This window comes from Cellulosimicrobium sp. TH-20 (assembly GCF_002105775.1).
Lineage (GTDB): Bacteria > Actinomycetota > Actinomycetes > Actinomycetales > Cellulomonadaceae > Cellulosimicrobium > Cellulosimicrobium funkei.
Genome location: NZ_CP020857.1, coordinates 116174 through 131095, shown reverse-complemented (window position 1 = coordinate 131095; position 14922 = coordinate 116174). Strand labels below are relative to the sequence as shown.

Annotated in this window: 15 protein-coding genes; 8 read left to right on the top strand and 7 right to left on the bottom strand. The window is 76.2% G+C overall.

Annotated features, from left to right (window positions below; all coding sequences use genetic code 11):
* Nucleotides 1-20: 20 nt before the first annotated feature.
* From galE to B8281_RS00565, 6 genes are all read left to right on the top strand, one after another.
* Complete coding sequence (galE, locus tag B8281_RS00590; protein ID WP_085386577.1) at nucleotides 21-1028, top strand: UDP-glucose 4-epimerase GalE; 1008 nt, start codon at nucleotides 21-23, stop codon at nucleotides 1026-1028.
* An 88-nt stretch (nucleotides 1029-1116) separates the two neighbouring features.
* Nucleotides 1117-2031: a squalene/phytoene synthase family protein gene (locus tag B8281_RS00585; RefSeq protein WP_085386576.1), complete on the top strand. Its 915-nt coding sequence runs from the start codon at nucleotides 1117-1119 to the stop codon at nucleotides 2029-2031.
* Complete coding sequence (gene crtI, locus B8281_RS00580; protein ID WP_085386575.1) at nucleotides 2028-3698, top strand: phytoene desaturase family protein; 1671 nt, start codon at nucleotides 2028-2030, stop codon at nucleotides 3696-3698. The genes B8281_RS00585 and crtI overlap by 4 nt, the downstream gene beginning before the upstream one ends.
* Nucleotides 3695-4033, top strand: a complete 339-nt coding sequence (locus B8281_RS00575; protein WP_031317163.1) for a lycopene cyclase domain-containing protein — start codon at nucleotides 3695-3697, stop codon at nucleotides 4031-4033. Before crtI ends, B8281_RS00575 begins: the two co-directional genes overlap by 4 nt.
* Nucleotides 4030-4374 carry a lycopene cyclase domain-containing protein gene (locus B8281_RS00570; RefSeq protein ID WP_085386574.1) on the top strand — a complete coding sequence of 115 codons (345 nt, stop codon included), beginning with the start codon at nucleotides 4030-4032 and terminating at the stop codon, nucleotides 4372-4374. Before B8281_RS00575 ends, B8281_RS00570 begins: the two co-directional genes overlap by 4 nt.
* Entirely contained in the window at nucleotides 4371-5240 is an 870-nt protein-coding gene (locus B8281_RS00565; RefSeq protein ID WP_043655443.1) for a prenyltransferase, read from the top strand. Before B8281_RS00570 ends, B8281_RS00565 begins: the two co-directional genes overlap by 4 nt.
* 91 nt (nucleotides 5241-5331) lie before the next feature.
* Here B8281_RS00565 and B8281_RS00560 read toward each other — a convergent pair whose 3' ends face one another.
* From B8281_RS00560 to B8281_RS00550, 3 genes are all read right to left on the bottom strand, one after another.
* A complete protein-coding gene (locus tag B8281_RS00560; protein ID WP_085386573.1) occupies nucleotides 5332-6789 on the bottom strand; it encodes a D-alanyl-D-alanine carboxypeptidase family protein in 1458 nt (485 codons plus the stop codon).
* Nucleotides 6790-7137: 348 nt separating this feature from the next.
* Nucleotides 7138-8409 (bottom strand): threonine/serine exporter ThrE family protein, encoded by a 1272-nt coding sequence (locus B8281_RS00555; protein ID WP_198163102.1) that lies wholly within the window; start codon nucleotides 8407-8409, stop codon nucleotides 7138-7140.
* A gap of 62 nt (nucleotides 8410-8471) precedes the next feature.
* Nucleotides 8472-8888, bottom strand: a complete 417-nt coding sequence (locus tag B8281_RS00550) for a hypothetical protein (protein ID WP_085386571.1) — start codon at nucleotides 8886-8888, stop codon at nucleotides 8472-8474.
* Between the two features lie 124 nt (nucleotides 8889-9012).
* On the opposite strand from B8281_RS00550, the gene B8281_RS00545 reads away from it, so the two are divergent.
* Together B8281_RS00545 and B8281_RS00540 are read left to right on the top strand one after the other, a co-directional pair.
* Nucleotides 9013-9735 carry an antibiotic biosynthesis monooxygenase gene (locus B8281_RS00545; RefSeq protein WP_085386570.1) on the top strand — a complete coding sequence of 241 codons (723 nt, stop codon included), beginning with the start codon at nucleotides 9013-9015 and terminating at the stop codon, nucleotides 9733-9735.
* 29 nt (nucleotides 9736-9764) lie between these two features.
* Nucleotides 9765-11372, top strand: coding sequence for a mechanosensitive ion channel domain-containing protein (locus tag B8281_RS00540; RefSeq protein ID WP_085386569.1), 1608 nt, complete (start codon nucleotides 9765-9767; stop codon nucleotides 11370-11372).
* A 54-nt stretch (nucleotides 11373-11426) separates the two neighbouring features.
* Here B8281_RS00540 and surE read toward each other — a convergent pair whose 3' ends face one another.
* From surE to B8281_RS00520, 4 genes are all read right to left on the bottom strand, one after another.
* A complete protein-coding gene (gene surE / locus B8281_RS00535; protein ID WP_085386568.1) occupies nucleotides 11427-12200 on the bottom strand; it encodes a 5'/3'-nucleotidase SurE in 774 nt (257 codons plus the stop codon).
* A gap of 61 nt (nucleotides 12201-12261) precedes the next feature.
* Nucleotides 12262-13272 carry a 1-phosphofructokinase family hexose kinase gene (locus B8281_RS00530; protein WP_085386567.1) on the bottom strand — a complete coding sequence of 337 codons (1011 nt, stop codon included), beginning with the start codon at nucleotides 13270-13272 and terminating at the stop codon, nucleotides 12262-12264.
* A gap of 9 nt (nucleotides 13273-13281) precedes the next feature.
* The gene (locus tag B8281_RS00525) at nucleotides 13282-14169 is read right to left on the bottom strand and encodes a glycerophosphodiester phosphodiesterase family protein (protein ID WP_081895755.1); all 888 of its coding nucleotides are present in this window, start codon (nucleotides 14167-14169) and stop codon (nucleotides 13282-13284) included.
* A gap of 97 nt (nucleotides 14170-14266) precedes the next feature.
* A complete protein-coding gene (locus B8281_RS00520; RefSeq protein ID WP_061269353.1) occupies nucleotides 14267-14830 on the bottom strand; it encodes a TIGR03086 family metal-binding protein in 564 nt (187 codons plus the stop codon).
* Nucleotides 14831-14922 lie beyond the last annotated feature (92 nt).

Genomic DNA, 14922 nt, shown 5'->3' with positions numbered 1-14922 from the left:
GCGCGCACTAGGGTGGTGCCATGACGATCCTCGTGACCGGCGGAGCCGGGTACATCGGCGCGCACGTGGTGCGCCTCCTGCAGGAGCGCGGCGAGAAGGTGGTCGTGGTCGACGACCTGAGCACGGGCCGCGCGGACCGGGTGGGTGACGCGGTGCTCGTCGAGGTCGACGTCGCGTCGCCCGAGGCCGTGGACGTGCTCACGCGCGCCATGACCGAGCACGACGTGCGCGCGGTCGTCCACTTCGCGGCGCGCAAGCAGGTGGGGGAGTCGGTCGAGAAGCCGGCCTGGTACTACCAGCAGAACGTCGGGGGCTTCACGAACCTCGTCACCGCGATGCAGGCGGCCGGCGTCGACCGCCTCGTCTTCTCGTCGTCGGCGGCGACGTACGGCATGCCGTCGGTGTCCCTGGTCGAGGAGAAGCTGCACGCCGAGCCGATCAACCCCTACGGCGAGACGAAGCTGGTCGGGGAGTGGCTCGGTCGGGCCGCGAGCCGCGCGTGGGGGCTGCGGTTCGTCGCCCTGCGCTACTTCAACGTCGCCGGTGCGGGCTGGCCGGACCTGGGCGACCCCGCGGTGCTCAACCTCGTGCCCATGGTCCTCGACCGCCTCGAGCGCGGCGAGCGGCCCAAGATCTTCGGGGACGACTACCCGACGCCGGACGGCACGTGCATCCGGGACTACATCCACGTCCTCGACCTCGCGCAGGCCCACCTCGCCGCGCTCGAGTACCTCGACGTGGACGAGCGTCCGTTCGACGTCTTCAACGTCGGCACGGGCGAGGGCTCCTCGGTGCGCGAGGTGATCGACGAGATCGGGCGCGTCAGCGGGCTCGACGTCACGCCGGAGGTCCTGCCGCGCCGCGCGGGCGACCCGCCGCAGCTCGTCGGGAACCCCCGCCGCATCAACGAGCTCTTCGGCTGGCGCGCCACGAACGGCCTGCCGGAGATCATCGCGTCGGCGTGGGAGGCCTGGCAGTCCGGGCCCCGCCGCATCGACACGACGCGCGAGGCCGCCTCCGAGGTGTGAAATCCGGCGTCCCGTGCGATCCTACATCCCTCAGCATGCTGAGGATTGACCGGGGAGGTGCCCCGGCGACGGAAGGCGGGACGACGACGTGGGCGACGAGAGCGACCCGGCACGGCTGTACGACCTGACCGCCGCACGCACGAGCCGGGTCGTGCTGGCGGCGTACTCGACCTCGTTCGGGCTGGGCGCACGCCTGCTCGACACGCCGACCCGCGACGGGATCGACGCGGTGTACGGGCTCGTGCGGATCGCCGACGAGGTCGTGGACACGCGCCGCGGCGACGGCGCGGCAGACCTCCTCGACGAGCTCGAGGCGGAGACGGCGCGGGCGCTCGACCGGGGCTGGTCGACGAACCTCGTCGTCCACTCGTTCGCCCGTGCCGCGCGCCGCTGCGGCTTCGGGCACGACGAGGTCGACCCGTTCTTCGCCTCGATGCGCACCGACCTCACGGTGCGCGTGCACGACCGCGAGAGCTACGAGCGGTACGTGTACGGCTCGGCGGAGGTCGTCGGCCTCATGTGCCTCGCGGTGTTCCTCAACGCGCGGCGCCGCCCGGGAGAGCCGCTGCGCGTCCCGGACCCGGTGCTGGTCCGCGGCGCCCGCGCGCTCGGCGCGGCGTTCCAGAAGATCAACTTCCTGCGCGACCTGCGCACCGACCACGACGAGCTCGGGCGCGCCTACCTGCCCGGCGTCGTCCCCGGCCGACTGCGCCGCCGGGACGTCGAGGCGTTCTGCCGCGAGGTGGAGGGCGACCTCGCCGCCGCCCGCGCCGCGCTCCCCGGGCTCCCGGTGCGCCCGCGCATCGCCGTGGCCGCGACCGTCGCCGTCTACGAGCGGCTCCTGGCGCGGCTCGCCGCGACGCCGCCGGAGGACATCCTGCGTGCGCGCGTGCGCATCCCGGACACGATGAAGGTCGCGCTCGCGGCGCGCGCCGCCGGCGGCCAGCTCCTCGGCCAGGTGGCGTCCGCCCGGTCCCCGCGCCCGCGGAAGGTGCTCGCGTGAGGGCTCCGCGCGTCGTCGTCGTCGGAGGGGGGATCGCCGGGCTCGCCACCGCCGCCCTGCTCGCGCGCGGCGGCGCCCGCGTCACCCTGCTCGAGCGGCACGACGAGGTGGGCGGTCGCGCGGGCACGCTCGAGGTGGACGGCTTCCGCTTCGACACCGGCCCGTCCTGGTACTTCATGCCCGAGGTGTTCGAGCACTTCTTCGGGCTGCTCGGCGCGCGCGTCGAGGACCACCTCGACCTCGTCCCGCTCGACCCGGCGTACCGGGTGTTCTTCGAGCCGGGCGCGGACGGCGCGGCGTCGACGTTCGAGCTGTCCGGCAACGCCGGGGTCAACCGGTCGCGGCTCGACGCGATCGAGCCGGGAGCCGGGGGCCGGATCGCCGCGTACGCCGAGGACGCGAGCGAGGCGTACGGGCTGGCGCTCGACCACTTCCTCTACACGACGTTCGAGCGCCCCGACCGGGCGCTCTCGCCCGCGGTGCTGCGTCGGCTGCCGCGCCTGGCCGGTCTCCTGCGCGAGTCGCTCGCCGACCGCGCCGCGCGCGCCGTGGACGACCCGCGGCTCCAGCAGCTCCTCGGGTACCACGCCGTGTTCCTCGGGTCGTCGCCCTACCGCGCGCCCGCGCTCTACTCGCTCATGAGCCACCTCGACCTCGTCGACGGCGTCCAGTACCCCCGCGGGGGCATGTACACGCTCATCGAGGCCGTCGAGCGGCTCGCGCGCGACGCGGGCGCCGAGGTGCGCACCGGCGCGGACGTCGCCGGGATCGAGGTCGTGCCCGGCGCCGGTCGCCGCGGGCGGGTCGCCGGCGTGCGCCTCGCGTCGGGCGAGCTCGTCGAGGCGGACGTCGTCGTCTCGGCCGCCGACCGGCACCACACGGAGACGGCGCTCCTCGAGCCGCGCTGGGCCGACCTCCCCGCCGCGGCGTGGGAGGACAAGGGCCCCGGCATCTCCGCGCTGCTCGTCCTCGCGGGCGTCCGCGGCGAGCTGCCCGAGCTCGCGCACCACTCGCTGTTCTTCACGAAGGACTGGCCCGCCAACTTCGACGCGGTGCTCGGCCCGGACCGTCGCAGCGACCCTCGCGGCCTGCGCGTGCCCGAGCCCGCCTCGCTCTACGTGTCGCGCACGAGCGCGACGGACGGGCCGACGTCGGCCGCCCCCGCGGCGCCGCCCGGCCACGAGAACCTGTTCCTCCTCGTGCCGTTCCCCGCCGACCCGACGCTCGGCGGCGACGAGCCGTCGCAGCGCACGCTCGAAGGGCTGGCCGACCGCTACCTCGCCCAGGTGGGGCGCTGGGCTGGGGTCGAGGATCTCCCGGGGCGCGTCGTCACGCGACGCGTGCTCGGCCCGGCGCACTTCGCGACCGAGCTCTCGGCGTGGCGCGGCGGCGCGCTCGGCATGGAGCACACCCTGCGGCAGTCCGCGCTGTGGCGCCCGGGGAACGCGTCCCGCCGTGTCGACGGGCTCTACCACGCCGGAGGTGGCACGATCCCGGGCGTGGGACTGCCGATGTGCCTGATCAGCGCCGAGCTCGTCGCCAAGCGGCTGCTCGGCGAGACGTCCGCGCGCCCGCTGCCCGAGCCGCTGCGCGAGGGCTTCCTCGCCGCGAGCCGCCGGCCCGAACGGCTCCGGCCGGCGGACCGGCCGGTGGCGGTCCGCCGGTGACGGGCCTCGCCTACCTCGGTGCGCTCGCGGTCTCGCTCGGCGGCCTCGCCGTGCTCGACCGCCGGTTCCGGCTCGCGTTCTGGTCCGACCCGCGGCGGGCCGCGCTCACGGTCGGGCTCGGCGTCGTCGGGTTCCTCGCGTGGGACGTCGCGGGTCTCGCGCTCGGGATCTTCGCGCGCGGGGAGAGCCCCTGGATGACCGGGCTGCTGCTCGCGCCCGACCTCCCCGTCGAGGAGGCGGTGTTCCTGACGCTCCTGTGCTACAACGCGCTGCTCGTCTGGCGGGGCGCCGAGCGCGTGCTCGCGGCCCGCCGCGCCGGGGAGGACGACGCGTGACGAACATCGTGCTCAACGTCATCGTCCTCGCGGTGCTCGTCGCGGTGTCGTGGCGCGTGCTGCGCCGGCTGCGACCCGGGCCGCTCGTGTGGACGGCCGTCGTGATGTGCGTGCTCACGCTCGTGTTCGACACGCTGATGATCGCCGCCGACCTGTACGTCTACCACCCGGACAAGATCCTCGGCGTCTACCTGTGGGGGGCGCCGCTCGAGGACTTCGCGTACGCGCTCGCCGCCGCGCTCGGGATGCCGGTGCTGTGGACGGTGCTCGGCGCCCGCGGTCGCGACCGCACCGCCGAGCGCGGGTCCGGGCGCGGGCGTGCCACGGAGGACGAGCGGTGAAGGACGTCCTCGCCGCGTCGCGGCCCTTCTCCTGGATCAACACCGCGTACCCCTTCGCCGCGGGGTACCTCGTGGCGACCGGTGGCCGCGTCGACCTCGCGCTCGTCGTCGGGACGCTGTACTTCCTCGTGCCGTACAACCTGCTCATGTACGGCGTGAACGACGTCTTCGACTACGCGAGCGACCTGCGGAACCCGCGCAAGGGCGGCATCGAGGGTGCGCTGGCGGACCCGGCGACCGCGCGCGTCACGCACCGGCGCATCCTGCGCGCGTGCGTCGCGACCAACGTGCCGTTCCTCGTCGCGCTCCTGCTCCTCGGCGACCCGCTCGCGGGCGCGGTCCTCGCGCTCGTGGTGTTCGGCGTCGTCGCCTACTCGGCGCCCCGGCTGCGGTTCAAGGAGCGTCCGTTCCTCGACTCGTTCACCTCCGCGATGCACTTCGCCGGGCCGCTGCTGTACGCGCTCGTGCTCGTCGACGCGGACCTGTCCGCGCGCGCCGTCTGGCCCGTGCTCGTCGGCTTCGTGCTCTGGGGCATGGCGTCGCACGCGTTCGGCGCCGTGCAGGACGTGCGCGCGGACCGCGAGGGCGGCATCGCGTCCGTCGCGACGGCGATCGGCGCGCACGCGACCGTGCTCGCCGCGGCGGCGGCGTACGTCGGGGCGGCCGTCGTGCTCGCGGTGCTCCCGTGGCCCGGCGTCCTCGCCGCTCTGCTCCCGCTGCCGTACGCCGTCAACGTGCTGCGGTTCCGCGACGTGCGCGACGACGACTGCGAGCGCGCCAACGCCGGGTGGCGGGCGTTCCTGTGGCTCAACCTCGTCACCGGGTTCCTCGTGACGATGCTGCTCCTCGCGGACGCCCTCACCTGACGCGCCCCGCGTCGCCGGGCACGGACGACGACGGCCCCGGTCCCGCGAGGTCGTCGCGGTGCCGGGGCCGTCGTCGTGGGGGAGCGGCCCGTCAGGAGATGTCGCCGTACTCCCAGTGCCAGGGCTCGTTCTTCGAGCCGCCGGCGCGGGCCCACTCGGGGTTCTCCCACCCGTAGGCCGGCGCGTTGGCGCGCATCCACTCGTACTGCGCGGTGCCGTAGCTCTGGATGCCGCCGCCGAGGTCGAGCGCGAGCGCCCAGCCATGGTTCGACATGCCGGGCGGCGCCGCGAAGTAGCCGCGGGACGCCTTCACGGCGACCTGGGACGCGTACGAGCGGTACGAGTCCGTGACGGACAGGTTCGCGCCGAACGCCTCGCGGTACTTCTCGTTGAGGGCCTCGATCTGGTGGGCGGCGTCGCAGCGGAGCTGCTCGCCGGGCGCGAACGACAGCTCGCACAGCGCGCTCGCCGGGATCTGGCCGTTGCCGTAGCCCGCGGTGGACGTGGCCCACTGGTCGAGCTGGGCGGCGACCTCCTCGGCCGACGGCGGTCCGGGCACGACCTGGACGGTCACGCCCGAGCCGGCGGCGTCGAGCAGGGTCGTGAGCTCCGCCGTCAGCGCGGCGATCTCCTCCGTGCCGGCGGGAGCCGCCGGGTCCGCCGGTGCCTCGGCGTCTGCGGCCGGGGCACCGGCGTTCGCGTTCCCCGTACCGGTGGTGAGGTCGGGCGCGTCGGTCGCGGTGTCCGCGGCCGCCGCGTCCTCCTCGGGCGACTCGGTCGCCGCGTCAGCGCCGGCCGACGGCGCGGCGGCGTCCGTCCCGGGCGGGGCGTCGTCGGGCGCCGTGGCCAGGCCCGGCGTCGCGGTGCCGAGCGTCGGGACCGCGGCCTCGAGCTCGTCGAGCGGCGTGCGGGCCGAGGACCGGCTCGCACGGTCGTCGGCGCGGCCGTCGAGCGCGGGCACGCTCGCGCCGAGCGTCTCGGCGGCGGTGAGCGTGTCGTCGGTCGCGGGCTCCTCGGTGGCCTCGGCGGTCGCCGTGGCGCCGTCGTCCGGGCTAGCGAGCCCGGACCCCGCGGGGGAGCCGAGGAGCGTGGTGGCATCCTCGGACGGGGACGCCTCGGACACGGCCTCGCTGAGCCGCGTGCGCGCGTCCTCGATCTGGGCGACCTGCTCGGGCGTGAGCGCCGCGGCGCCCTCCCCGGTGAGGAACTGGGCCCGGACGAGCACGTCGCCCGCGGCGTCGACGGTCGCCGGGTCGGCGGTCGCCGGGGCGGCGACCGTCCCGAGGGACACGGGGGCGACCGCGGCGCCCGACGTCGGCGTGCCGGCGGGCGCCGCCTCGGTCGCGTCGGTCGTGGCGGACGGCGCCGCGCCGTCGGCGAAGGCCGCCGCGGCGGTGCTCGCGGTGAGCGCGACGGCCGCGACGGCGGCGCCGGTCCCGAGCGTGCGGCGGCGCCGGGGCGCGGCAGAGCCGGTCCCGTGCGTGCCACGGCGGGCGGCGGAGACGAGGGCGGCGGGGAACGAGGCCCGGCGCGCGGTGTGGCGGCCCATCTAGCGCGCCTCGCCGCGGACGGCGGGGTACGCGCCGGTGGTGCCGGTCGGGGTGGACGTGAGGTGCTGTGCAGTGGTCAAGCGGACGATCCGATCATCGGGTCGTGGTCGCGGGCGGTCGAGCGCGGCGCGCTCCGGTCCCTGGGCACCTGCGCAGGGGAGCGCGGGGTGACCACGACGGCGTGCGGTCGGGCGGGACGCGAGCGCGCCCTCTCACCACGACGCCGACAGGCACGGTCTCGGGGTGGACCGCGGAGGCCTGTCGGCTGTTCCATCTTCAACTAGACGGACGTCCAGAGGGGTGGGCTCACGAGGGGAACCCCCGGGAATGGCGTGGGGACCGTGTGCTCAGGACGTGAAGAGGGTACGTGTCACGCGTCCTGCGTCGCGCGTGACCGCCGAGCCGACGAGCGTCCCGAGCGCGATCCCGAACACGGCGACGACCGCGTTCGCGATCTCCTGCGCGGCCTCCGGGCCCCCGTTCACGAGGTCGGAGAGACCCAGGAGGCTCAGGGCGCCGGGCACGAGGAGCCAGAACGCGGGCAGCGTCGTGACGGCCGCCGGCGGCCCGTGCCGCGAGCGCTCGACGAGCGCGGCGAGCGGGGCGATGACGAGCGCCCCGAAGAACCCGGCGAGGGGCGCCGCGGCGAGCGACCCCAGGAGCTGGGCCGCGTAGGCGCCCAGCAGCACGAGCAGGACCCAGGGGAGCGAACCGCGCGGCGACGACGCGAAGAGCATCTGCCCCAGCCCGACGGCGAGGATCCCCACCCACGGCGCCCACCACCCGAGGTGGTCGCCCTGCGGCGCCGCGACGAGCGGGCCCCCGACGGCGGCGCCGGCGACGACGCCGAACACGAGGAGCAGGAGCTGCGCGACGCCGTAGACGAGCCGGCTCGCCCCCGCGACGATCTGGTTGCTCGTCAGCTCGATCGCCGCGACGGTGAGCACCGACCCGGGCAGGAACGACACGAGCGGCGGGACGAGCACGCTCAGCGGGTCGTCGCCCAGCCACGGGTGCACCACCTCCACGGCGAGGAGCGTGACGACGAACGCCGCGACGACAGGCAGGGCGGTCGCGAGCGTGGGCCACCGCGTGCCGAGCCAGCGCAGCGCTCCGACGAGCAGCCCGAGGGCGAGGTAGACGGGCAGGAGCGGGCCCGTCGGGTTGAGCACGAGCCCGAAACCGACGGTGAGCAGCCCGTGCCCGACGACGGTGAGCGCGGCCCCGAACCGGGGCGGGCGGGCGACGATCGCGCGCAGCTGCGCCCGCGCGTCGGCGAGCGGGACGTCCGACGTGCGCAGGCGGCGCACGAGCGTCATGAGCGCCCCGATCTGGTCGAGGTTGAGACCGCTCGCCTCCGCGGCCGAGAAGTCCGCGACCGCGCCGCTCTCGGTGCTCACCCGGACGAACACGCCCGTCGGCAGGACGAGGGTGCCGACGGTCGAGGCGCCCGACCGCCGGGCGACCGCCTCGAGGTCGTCCTCGACGTCGGTGACCGAGCGGCCGGAGTCGAGGAGCGCCGTCCCGAGCTCGCGCAGGAGGGGCACGAGGTCGGGCGAGACCTCGGGCGGTTCGGGCTCGACGGCGAGGGGCGGCTCGTCGCCCAGCGCGCGCAGCACCCGGCGCACGACGCCCGGGGCGCGCCGGACGTCGTCGAGCCAGGTCGCGTGCCGGCGGCGCGTCAGGGCGGGCCCTCCGTGCTCACAGCGACGAGCGCGAGCAGGGCGTCCGCGTAGGCGTCGGCCGCGTCGGCGGCGCGGTGCTCGGCCGCCTCGCCGAGGACCTCGGTGCGCACGACGTACCCGTCGGGGGTCCGTTCGAGCGTGCGGAACGTGCCGCCGAGCAGCTCGCGGAGCTGGCCCTCCAGCGGGTGCCACAGCGCGTCCTCGAGCGCGACGGAGTCGAGCGCCCACTCCGTCGTGCCGTTGAAGCCGAGCACGACGCCGGTGTCGAACTCGTGCGGCTCGATGGTCATGTCGCTCACGGTGAAGACGTCGCCGTCGGCGCCGGTGGTGAGGAGGCGGAAGCGGTCGCCCGAGGCGGGGGACCACCGCACGCCCGCGTCGCGCAGGGCGAGCGCGAGCTCCCACGAGATCATGCCTGCCACGGTAGGCCCGGCCCGGCCGCCGCGCGCGTCGGCTCGCGTCCCGACCCGCGGGACGATCCGTCCCGCGCCCGCGCGCGTTCACGACCCGGAAACACCCGCCGCGTTCACTCGTCCCATGACCCACGACGTCCCCGGGGACGCGCGGCGGACCGGCGGCGACCCCGCCCGCGCCCTGCCCCCGAGCCCGCCCGCCCGACCCCGCTCCGGCCCGGCCCGCACCGGCGCCGGTCCCGTGACCGTCGCGATCGAGCGCCGCGTCCGGCCCGAGAACGTCCCAGCCGTCACGCGCTGGGTGCAGGACGGGGTCAACCTCGCCAACCGCTACCCGGGCTTCCTCGGCTCCGGCTGGGTGCGCGCCTCGGCCGGGTCGCACGACTGGCACATGCTCTACCGGTTCGCGGACGCTGCGACGCTCGACGCCTGGGAGACCTCGCCCGACCGGGTGGGCTGGCTCGCGCGAGGCCGGGACCTCGTCGAGGAGACGCGGGTCGAGCGCCGCACGGGCATCGAGGGCTGGTTCGACGACCCGACGCCGGGCGCGTCGTCGGGCGCATCGTCGGGCGCGGCGGTCGCCGCGGCGCCGCCCCGCTGGAAGCAGTCCGTGAGCATCTGGCTCGGGTTCTTCCCCGTGAACCTCGCGTTCACCCTGCTCGTCGGGAGCCTGGTCCCCGCGTGGGACGCGGTGCCGGTCGTCCCGCGCGTGCTCGCCACGACGCTCGTCCTCACGCCCGTGATGACCTACCTCGTGCTGCCGCGCGTGACGCAGGTGCTCGCCCCGTGGCTGGCCCGCCCCCCGCGGTCCCGGGCGCCCCGCGTCCGTCGCGCGGCCCGGAGGTGACGGTCTCGCACCCTGCCTAGCCTGGGGGGATGGACACCGAGCTCGAGAACACGACCGACGTCCTGCTCACCCTCGGTGCGGTCGCGGCGGGCGTGGTCCTGGCGTTCGTGCTGGGGACGGTGATCTCCGCCGTCGTGCGGCGGGCCGGGCGGCGCAGCGAGCTGGCCCGGGACCTGTCGCGACGGCTCCGGCGGCCGGACCGCGCGGTCCTCACCGTCGTCGCCGTCTGGATCGCCGTGCGCGTCACCACCGACGCCGGGACGCCGTGGCGGCCCGCCGTCGAGCACCTGCTGCTCATCGCGCTCATCGTGGTCGGGGCGTGGTGGGTGGGCGCGATCGCGTTCGTGCTCGAGGACTCCGCGCTCCAGCGGTACCGCATGGACACCGCGGACAACCGGCACGCGCGCCGCGTCCGGACGCAGATCACGGTGCTGCGGCGGCTCACCGTCGCGGTGATCGTCGTGTGCGCGGTCGCGGGCATCCTGCTGACGTTCCCCGCCGCGCGCGCGGCGGGGGCGAGCCTGCTCGCGTCGGCCGGGCTCATCTCGATCGTCGCGGGGCTCGCGGCGCAGACGTCGCTCGCCAACGTCTTCGCGGGCATGCAGATCGCGTTCACCGACGCGATTCGCGTCGACGACGTCGTGGTGCTCGAGGGCGAGTGGGGGCGCATCGAGGAGATCACGATGACGTACGTCGTCGTGCACCTGTGGGACGACCGTCGGCTCATCATGCCGTCGACCTACTTCACGACGACGCCGTTCCAGAACTGGACGCGGCGCGCGGCCGACCTGCTGGGCACGGTCGAGCTCGACCTCGACTTCGAGGTGCCGGTCGGCCCCATGCGCGCCGAGCTGCGGCGGCTGCTCGGGCTCACGGACCTGTGGGACGAGCGCGTCGGCATCCTCCAGGTGACCGACGCCGTCGGGGGCCTCGTCCGCGTGCGCGCGCTCGTCAGCGCGCACGACGCCCCGACGCTGTTCGACCTGCGGTGCTTCGTGCGCGAGGGACTCGTCGACTGGTTGCAGCGCGCCGCGCCCCAGGGCCTGCCGCGCACGCGGCTCGAGCGCGCGGTGGACGCGCTGGACCTCGACGGACCGGACGAGCGCGACGGGCTCGGCGCGCCGGACAGGTCCGACGCGTCCGGTGGCCCCGGCCGCGACGCCACGGACGACGGCGGTCCCGTCGCCCCGGCGCGGCCGCCGCGGCTCCCCGCGGAGCGAGGTGCGCGTCGTGCCGACGCGCCCGTCGTCCTCGGCACGATCCGGCGCGCGGGCCGGGGCGCGGGCGCCGCGCCGAGCGAGGACCCGACGCGGCTCGTCGGGGTGGTGCCGGGCCCCGACGACGGCGCGGGTCGTCCGGGCCGCACCGGGCCGACCGCGGCGGACGGGGGCGTCGACGACGCCGAGGCGCCGGGCAGCACCCGGCCGCTGCCCGCCGTCGGGCACGACGACGACCTGCCCGAGGCCGCGGAGTCCGCCTTCTTCAGCGGGACGCCCGAGGGCGAGGAGCGCTCGCGGGCGTTCGCCGGGCCCGGCCAGGACGTCATCGAGGAGCGCGAGCGCACCGCCGAGCACGAGACGGTGCCGGACGACGAGACCCCCGATCACGACACCGGCGACGGTCGAGCACGGGGTTGACGACCGGATCGGCCGCGACGCGGTCGCGGACCCCGTGCTCGACGGCGGGGGTCGTCAAGCCAGGGGCGGGAGGGTCGGGATGTCGACGCTCGCGTCCGCGTAGGGGGCGACGAGGAGCGTCGCGGTGGCCCAGCCGCGCGTGAGCAGGCCGGTGTCGGAGTCGGGCTCGGAGTGCCGCTCGGTGCCCGAGTACTGGAGCACGAGGTGCCGGTCGCCGTCCTCGTGGATGTTCGCCTGGACGAGGCCGAACGACGCGAGCGGCGCCTGCCGCAGCCCGCGCAGGCGGTCGGGGGCGACGTCGGGCACGTTGACGTTGAGCGTGCGCCGGTCGAGCGGGACGTCGGCGGCGCTCCTGTCCATCCAGGCGAGCACGTGGTCGGTGACGAGCCGCGCGGTGTCCCAGTGCCGCGGCTCGGCGGCGTCGACCGAGACGGCGAGCGACCGGATGCCGTGCGTCATCGCGGACAGCGCCGCGCCGACGGTGCCCGAGTGCAGGATCGCGTTGCCCGTGTTCGCGCCCTTGTTGGCGCCCGAGAGCACGAGGTCGGGCCGCGGGCCGAACCCGCCGTAGGCGGCGACGAACGCGATGAGCGCGGGGGCGGCGCGCACGGCGTAGGAGGTGACGCCGTCGGGCAGGCCGGGCGCGCTACGCGGCTCGACGGCCAGCCGGCCGTCGCGCTCGGCGCCCAGCAGCGCGGCGCTCGCCCCGGACGACTCCCGGGCGGGCGCCGCGACGACGACCTCGTACCCGGCGTCGAGCGCCGCCCCGGCGAGCACCGCCAGGCCGGGGGAGTCGATCCCGTCGTCGTTGGTCACGAGTGCGCGCACGCGGTCCTCCTGAGGGTTCGGGTCCGGGTCTCGGTGTTCGGTCACGCTCCGCGGGCGGGCGTCAGGTCACGTCCTCGACCGTGACGCTGCGCGCGAAGCGCTCGATCTGGTCGCGGCGGCCCGTCCCGAGGCCCCGCCGCGTGACGTTGAGCGCCCCGGCCGCGGCGCCGAGCCGGACGGCGTCGGGCAGCTCGAGCCCGCGCCCCAGCCCGACGGCGATCCCCGCCGTCATCGAGTCGCCCGCGCCGCGGTGGTCGACGGTCGTGACGCGGGGCGTCGTGACCCGGTACGTGTGCTCGCGCGTGACGAGCAGCGAGGGGTCGTGCGCGCGGGACACGACGAGCGCGCGCGGGCCGGCGTCGACCATGGCGCGCGCGGACCGCAGGAGCGACTCCTCGGACTCGTCGTCGCTGAAGCCGCCCTCGACGAGCTCCTCGTGGCTCATCTTGAGCACGACCCCCGGCGCGTCGGCGACGGCCTGCGCCTGGTCGGCGGAGAGGTCCGCGACGACCTGGCGGTCCGAGGCGTGCAGGTCGTGGGCGAGGCGCCGGAAGAACGACGCGGGGACCCCGACGGCCGTCTCCGAGCCCGTGAGGATCGTGACGGCCGCGTCGAGCGCGCTGACCAGGACGGTGCTGTAGAGGTCGTCGACCTCGTGCCGGTTCAGGGGGTAGGGGTCCATCGTCACGAGCTCGGTGCGCTGGCCGCTGCGCCGGTCGTGGACGAACGCCCCGTTGCCGCCGGTGCCGACCGTGCGCAGCTCGAGGTTCTCGGTGCGGGCGAGGTGCGCCGCGACGCTGCCCGTCTCGCCGCCGAACGGCCCGCAGACCACGACGTGCGCCCCGAGCGAGTAGGCCATGCGCGCGAGCCACAGGCCCTGCCCGCCCGGGTGGACGTGCACCTCGGGCGACGTCTCGGTCGGCCCGGCGGGCTCGATCTCGATCGCGAGAAGCGGCGTCAGGGCGAGCACGCACACCGCAGGAGACCGGGGCGCGCCGCCGGGCGCGGCAGGGCTCGTCGCGGTGCCGGGCGGGTGCGCGCCCGGGGGCGTCGGCGGGGTCGTCGCGCTCATCCGTCGAGGCTAGGGCGACGCGGCGAGGTCCACCTCTCGGGCGCCCGCGTGCGCGGCGGGGCCGAGCCGCGCGTCGAGCCAGCCGACGAGACGGTCGGGTCGGTCGGTCATGATGCCGTCGACGCCCTGGACCAGGAGGTCGTCCCACTCGTCCGGCGTGTCCGCGGTCCAGACGTGCACGCGCAGGCCCGCGTCGCGCAGAGTCTCCACGATGCCCGGCTCGTGCGCGAGGAGCGCGACCTCCGGGTGGCACCCCACGACCCCGAGGTCCGCGCACACCGCGACCAGCTCGCCCAGGCTGTCCGGGTGCAGCGCGAGCAGCAGCGCCCGGTCGAGGTGCGGCGCGGCGTCGCGCAGCGCGGCGACCGTGGGCGGCCAGAACGACTGGACGACCACCCGCTCCCCGATCCCGGCGGCGTCCACGACCCCCGTCACGAGCGCCGCGTCGTCCGTCGACCACACGCCCTTGAGCTCGACGAGCAGCTCCAGGCCCGGCCGCTCCGCGACGAACCGCGCCGCCTCCTCGAACGTGGGGACGCGCTGGCCCGCGAACGCCCGCGCGAACGACGACCCGGCGTCCAGCGCGCGGACCTGCGCCAGCGTCAGTCCGTCCACGCGGCCGGTGCCGTCCGTCGTCTCGTCCACGACGTCGTCGTGCAGCACCACGACGTGCCGGTCGGCCGTGAGGTGCACGTCGAGCTCGATCGCGTCCGCGCCCGCGCGCCACGCCGCCTCGAACGCCGCGAGCGTGTTCTGCGGCGCGACGGACGAGTTGCCCCGGTGCCCGACGACGAGCGGCCGGCCCGCGCGGTCGGCGGCCGGTTCGAGGAGGCGGGCGCGACCCGGTGCGCCGGGCGGCTCCGCCGGCGTCCGGGGTGCGGTGCGGTCGAGCGGCATGGGGCCAGTCTCGCGCGCGGCGCGCCCGGCCGTCCTGCGCAGGACGCCGCACGCCGGACGTCCCGCCGACGTTCACCCCGTCGTCGTGCGGCGGCGGTCAGCGCGCGCGGCCGGTGAGCGCGAGGAGGCGCGTGAGGTCGTCGGCGCCGTCGTCGACGTCGAGGGGACCGCGGAAGAGCGGGCCGGGCTCGAGGAACGTCGAGCGCGCCTCGGCGTAGCGCAGCGCCCACGCGACGAGCGCCGGGTCGACCTCCTCGTCACCGCCCGTCGCCCGGGCCAGGTCCCACGCGTGCACCACGAGGTCGAACGTCATCTGCGCGCAGTACTCCGCGCCCGACTCGTCGCCGTACGAGAGGTGCACGCGACGGTCGAGGGCGTCCGGCGCGAGGAACGCCTCGCGCGCCTGGACGGACGCGTCGACCCAGCGGTCGACGGGGTCGTCGCCCAGCACGTCGCCGTCGAAGACGCCGCCGACGTCCTCGATCCAGCGGCCCGCGAGGAGCTCCGGGGCCCAGAGCTGCTCGGCCGTGACGTGGTTGACGAGGTCGCGGACGGTCCAGTCCGCGTCGGGCGTGGGGAGCGGCCAGCGGTCGTCGCGCAGCGGGCGCACGAGCGCGTCGAACGCGCCGATCGCGTCGCCGTGGGCGGCGAGGACGTCCATGCGGGCCTCCCGGGGCCGGGTGCTGCGGTGCTCCTCCACCGTGGCACGCCCCGCCGTGCACCGCAGGTCGAGCAGCGCGGCCCGCGGCCCCC

Bases quoted from the DNA above. Each gene is read 5' to 3' on its own strand.
- galE (WP_085386577.1), top strand. From the start codon at position 21: ATGACGATCCTCGTGACCGGCGGAGCCGGGTACATCGGCGCGCACGTG.
- B8281_RS00560 (WP_085386573.1), bottom strand. From the start codon at position 6,789: ATGGGCCGCCACACCGCGCGCCGGGCCTCGTTCCCCGCCGCCCTCGTC.
- B8281_RS00550 (WP_085386571.1), bottom strand. From the start codon at position 8,888: ATGATCTCGTGGGAGCTCGCGCTCGCCCTGCGCGACGCGGGCGTGCGG.
- B8281_RS00545 (WP_085386570.1), top strand. From the start codon at position 9,013: ATGACCCACGACGTCCCCGGGGACGCGCGGCGGACCGGCGGCGACCCC.
- B8281_RS00540 (WP_085386569.1), top strand. From the start codon at position 9,765: ATGGACACCGAGCTCGAGAACACGACCGACGTCCTGCTCACCCTCGGT.
- B8281_RS00530 (WP_085386567.1), bottom strand. From the start codon at position 13,272: ATGAGCGCGACGACCCCGCCGACGCCCCCGGGCGCGCACCCGCCCGGC.
- B8281_RS00525 (WP_081895755.1), bottom strand. From the start codon at position 14,169: ATGCCGCTCGACCGCACCGCACCCCGGACGCCGGCGGAGCCGCCCGGC.
- B8281_RS00520 (WP_061269353.1), bottom strand. From the start codon at position 14,830: ATGGACGTCCTCGCCGCCCACGGCGACGCGATCGGCGCGTTCGACGCG.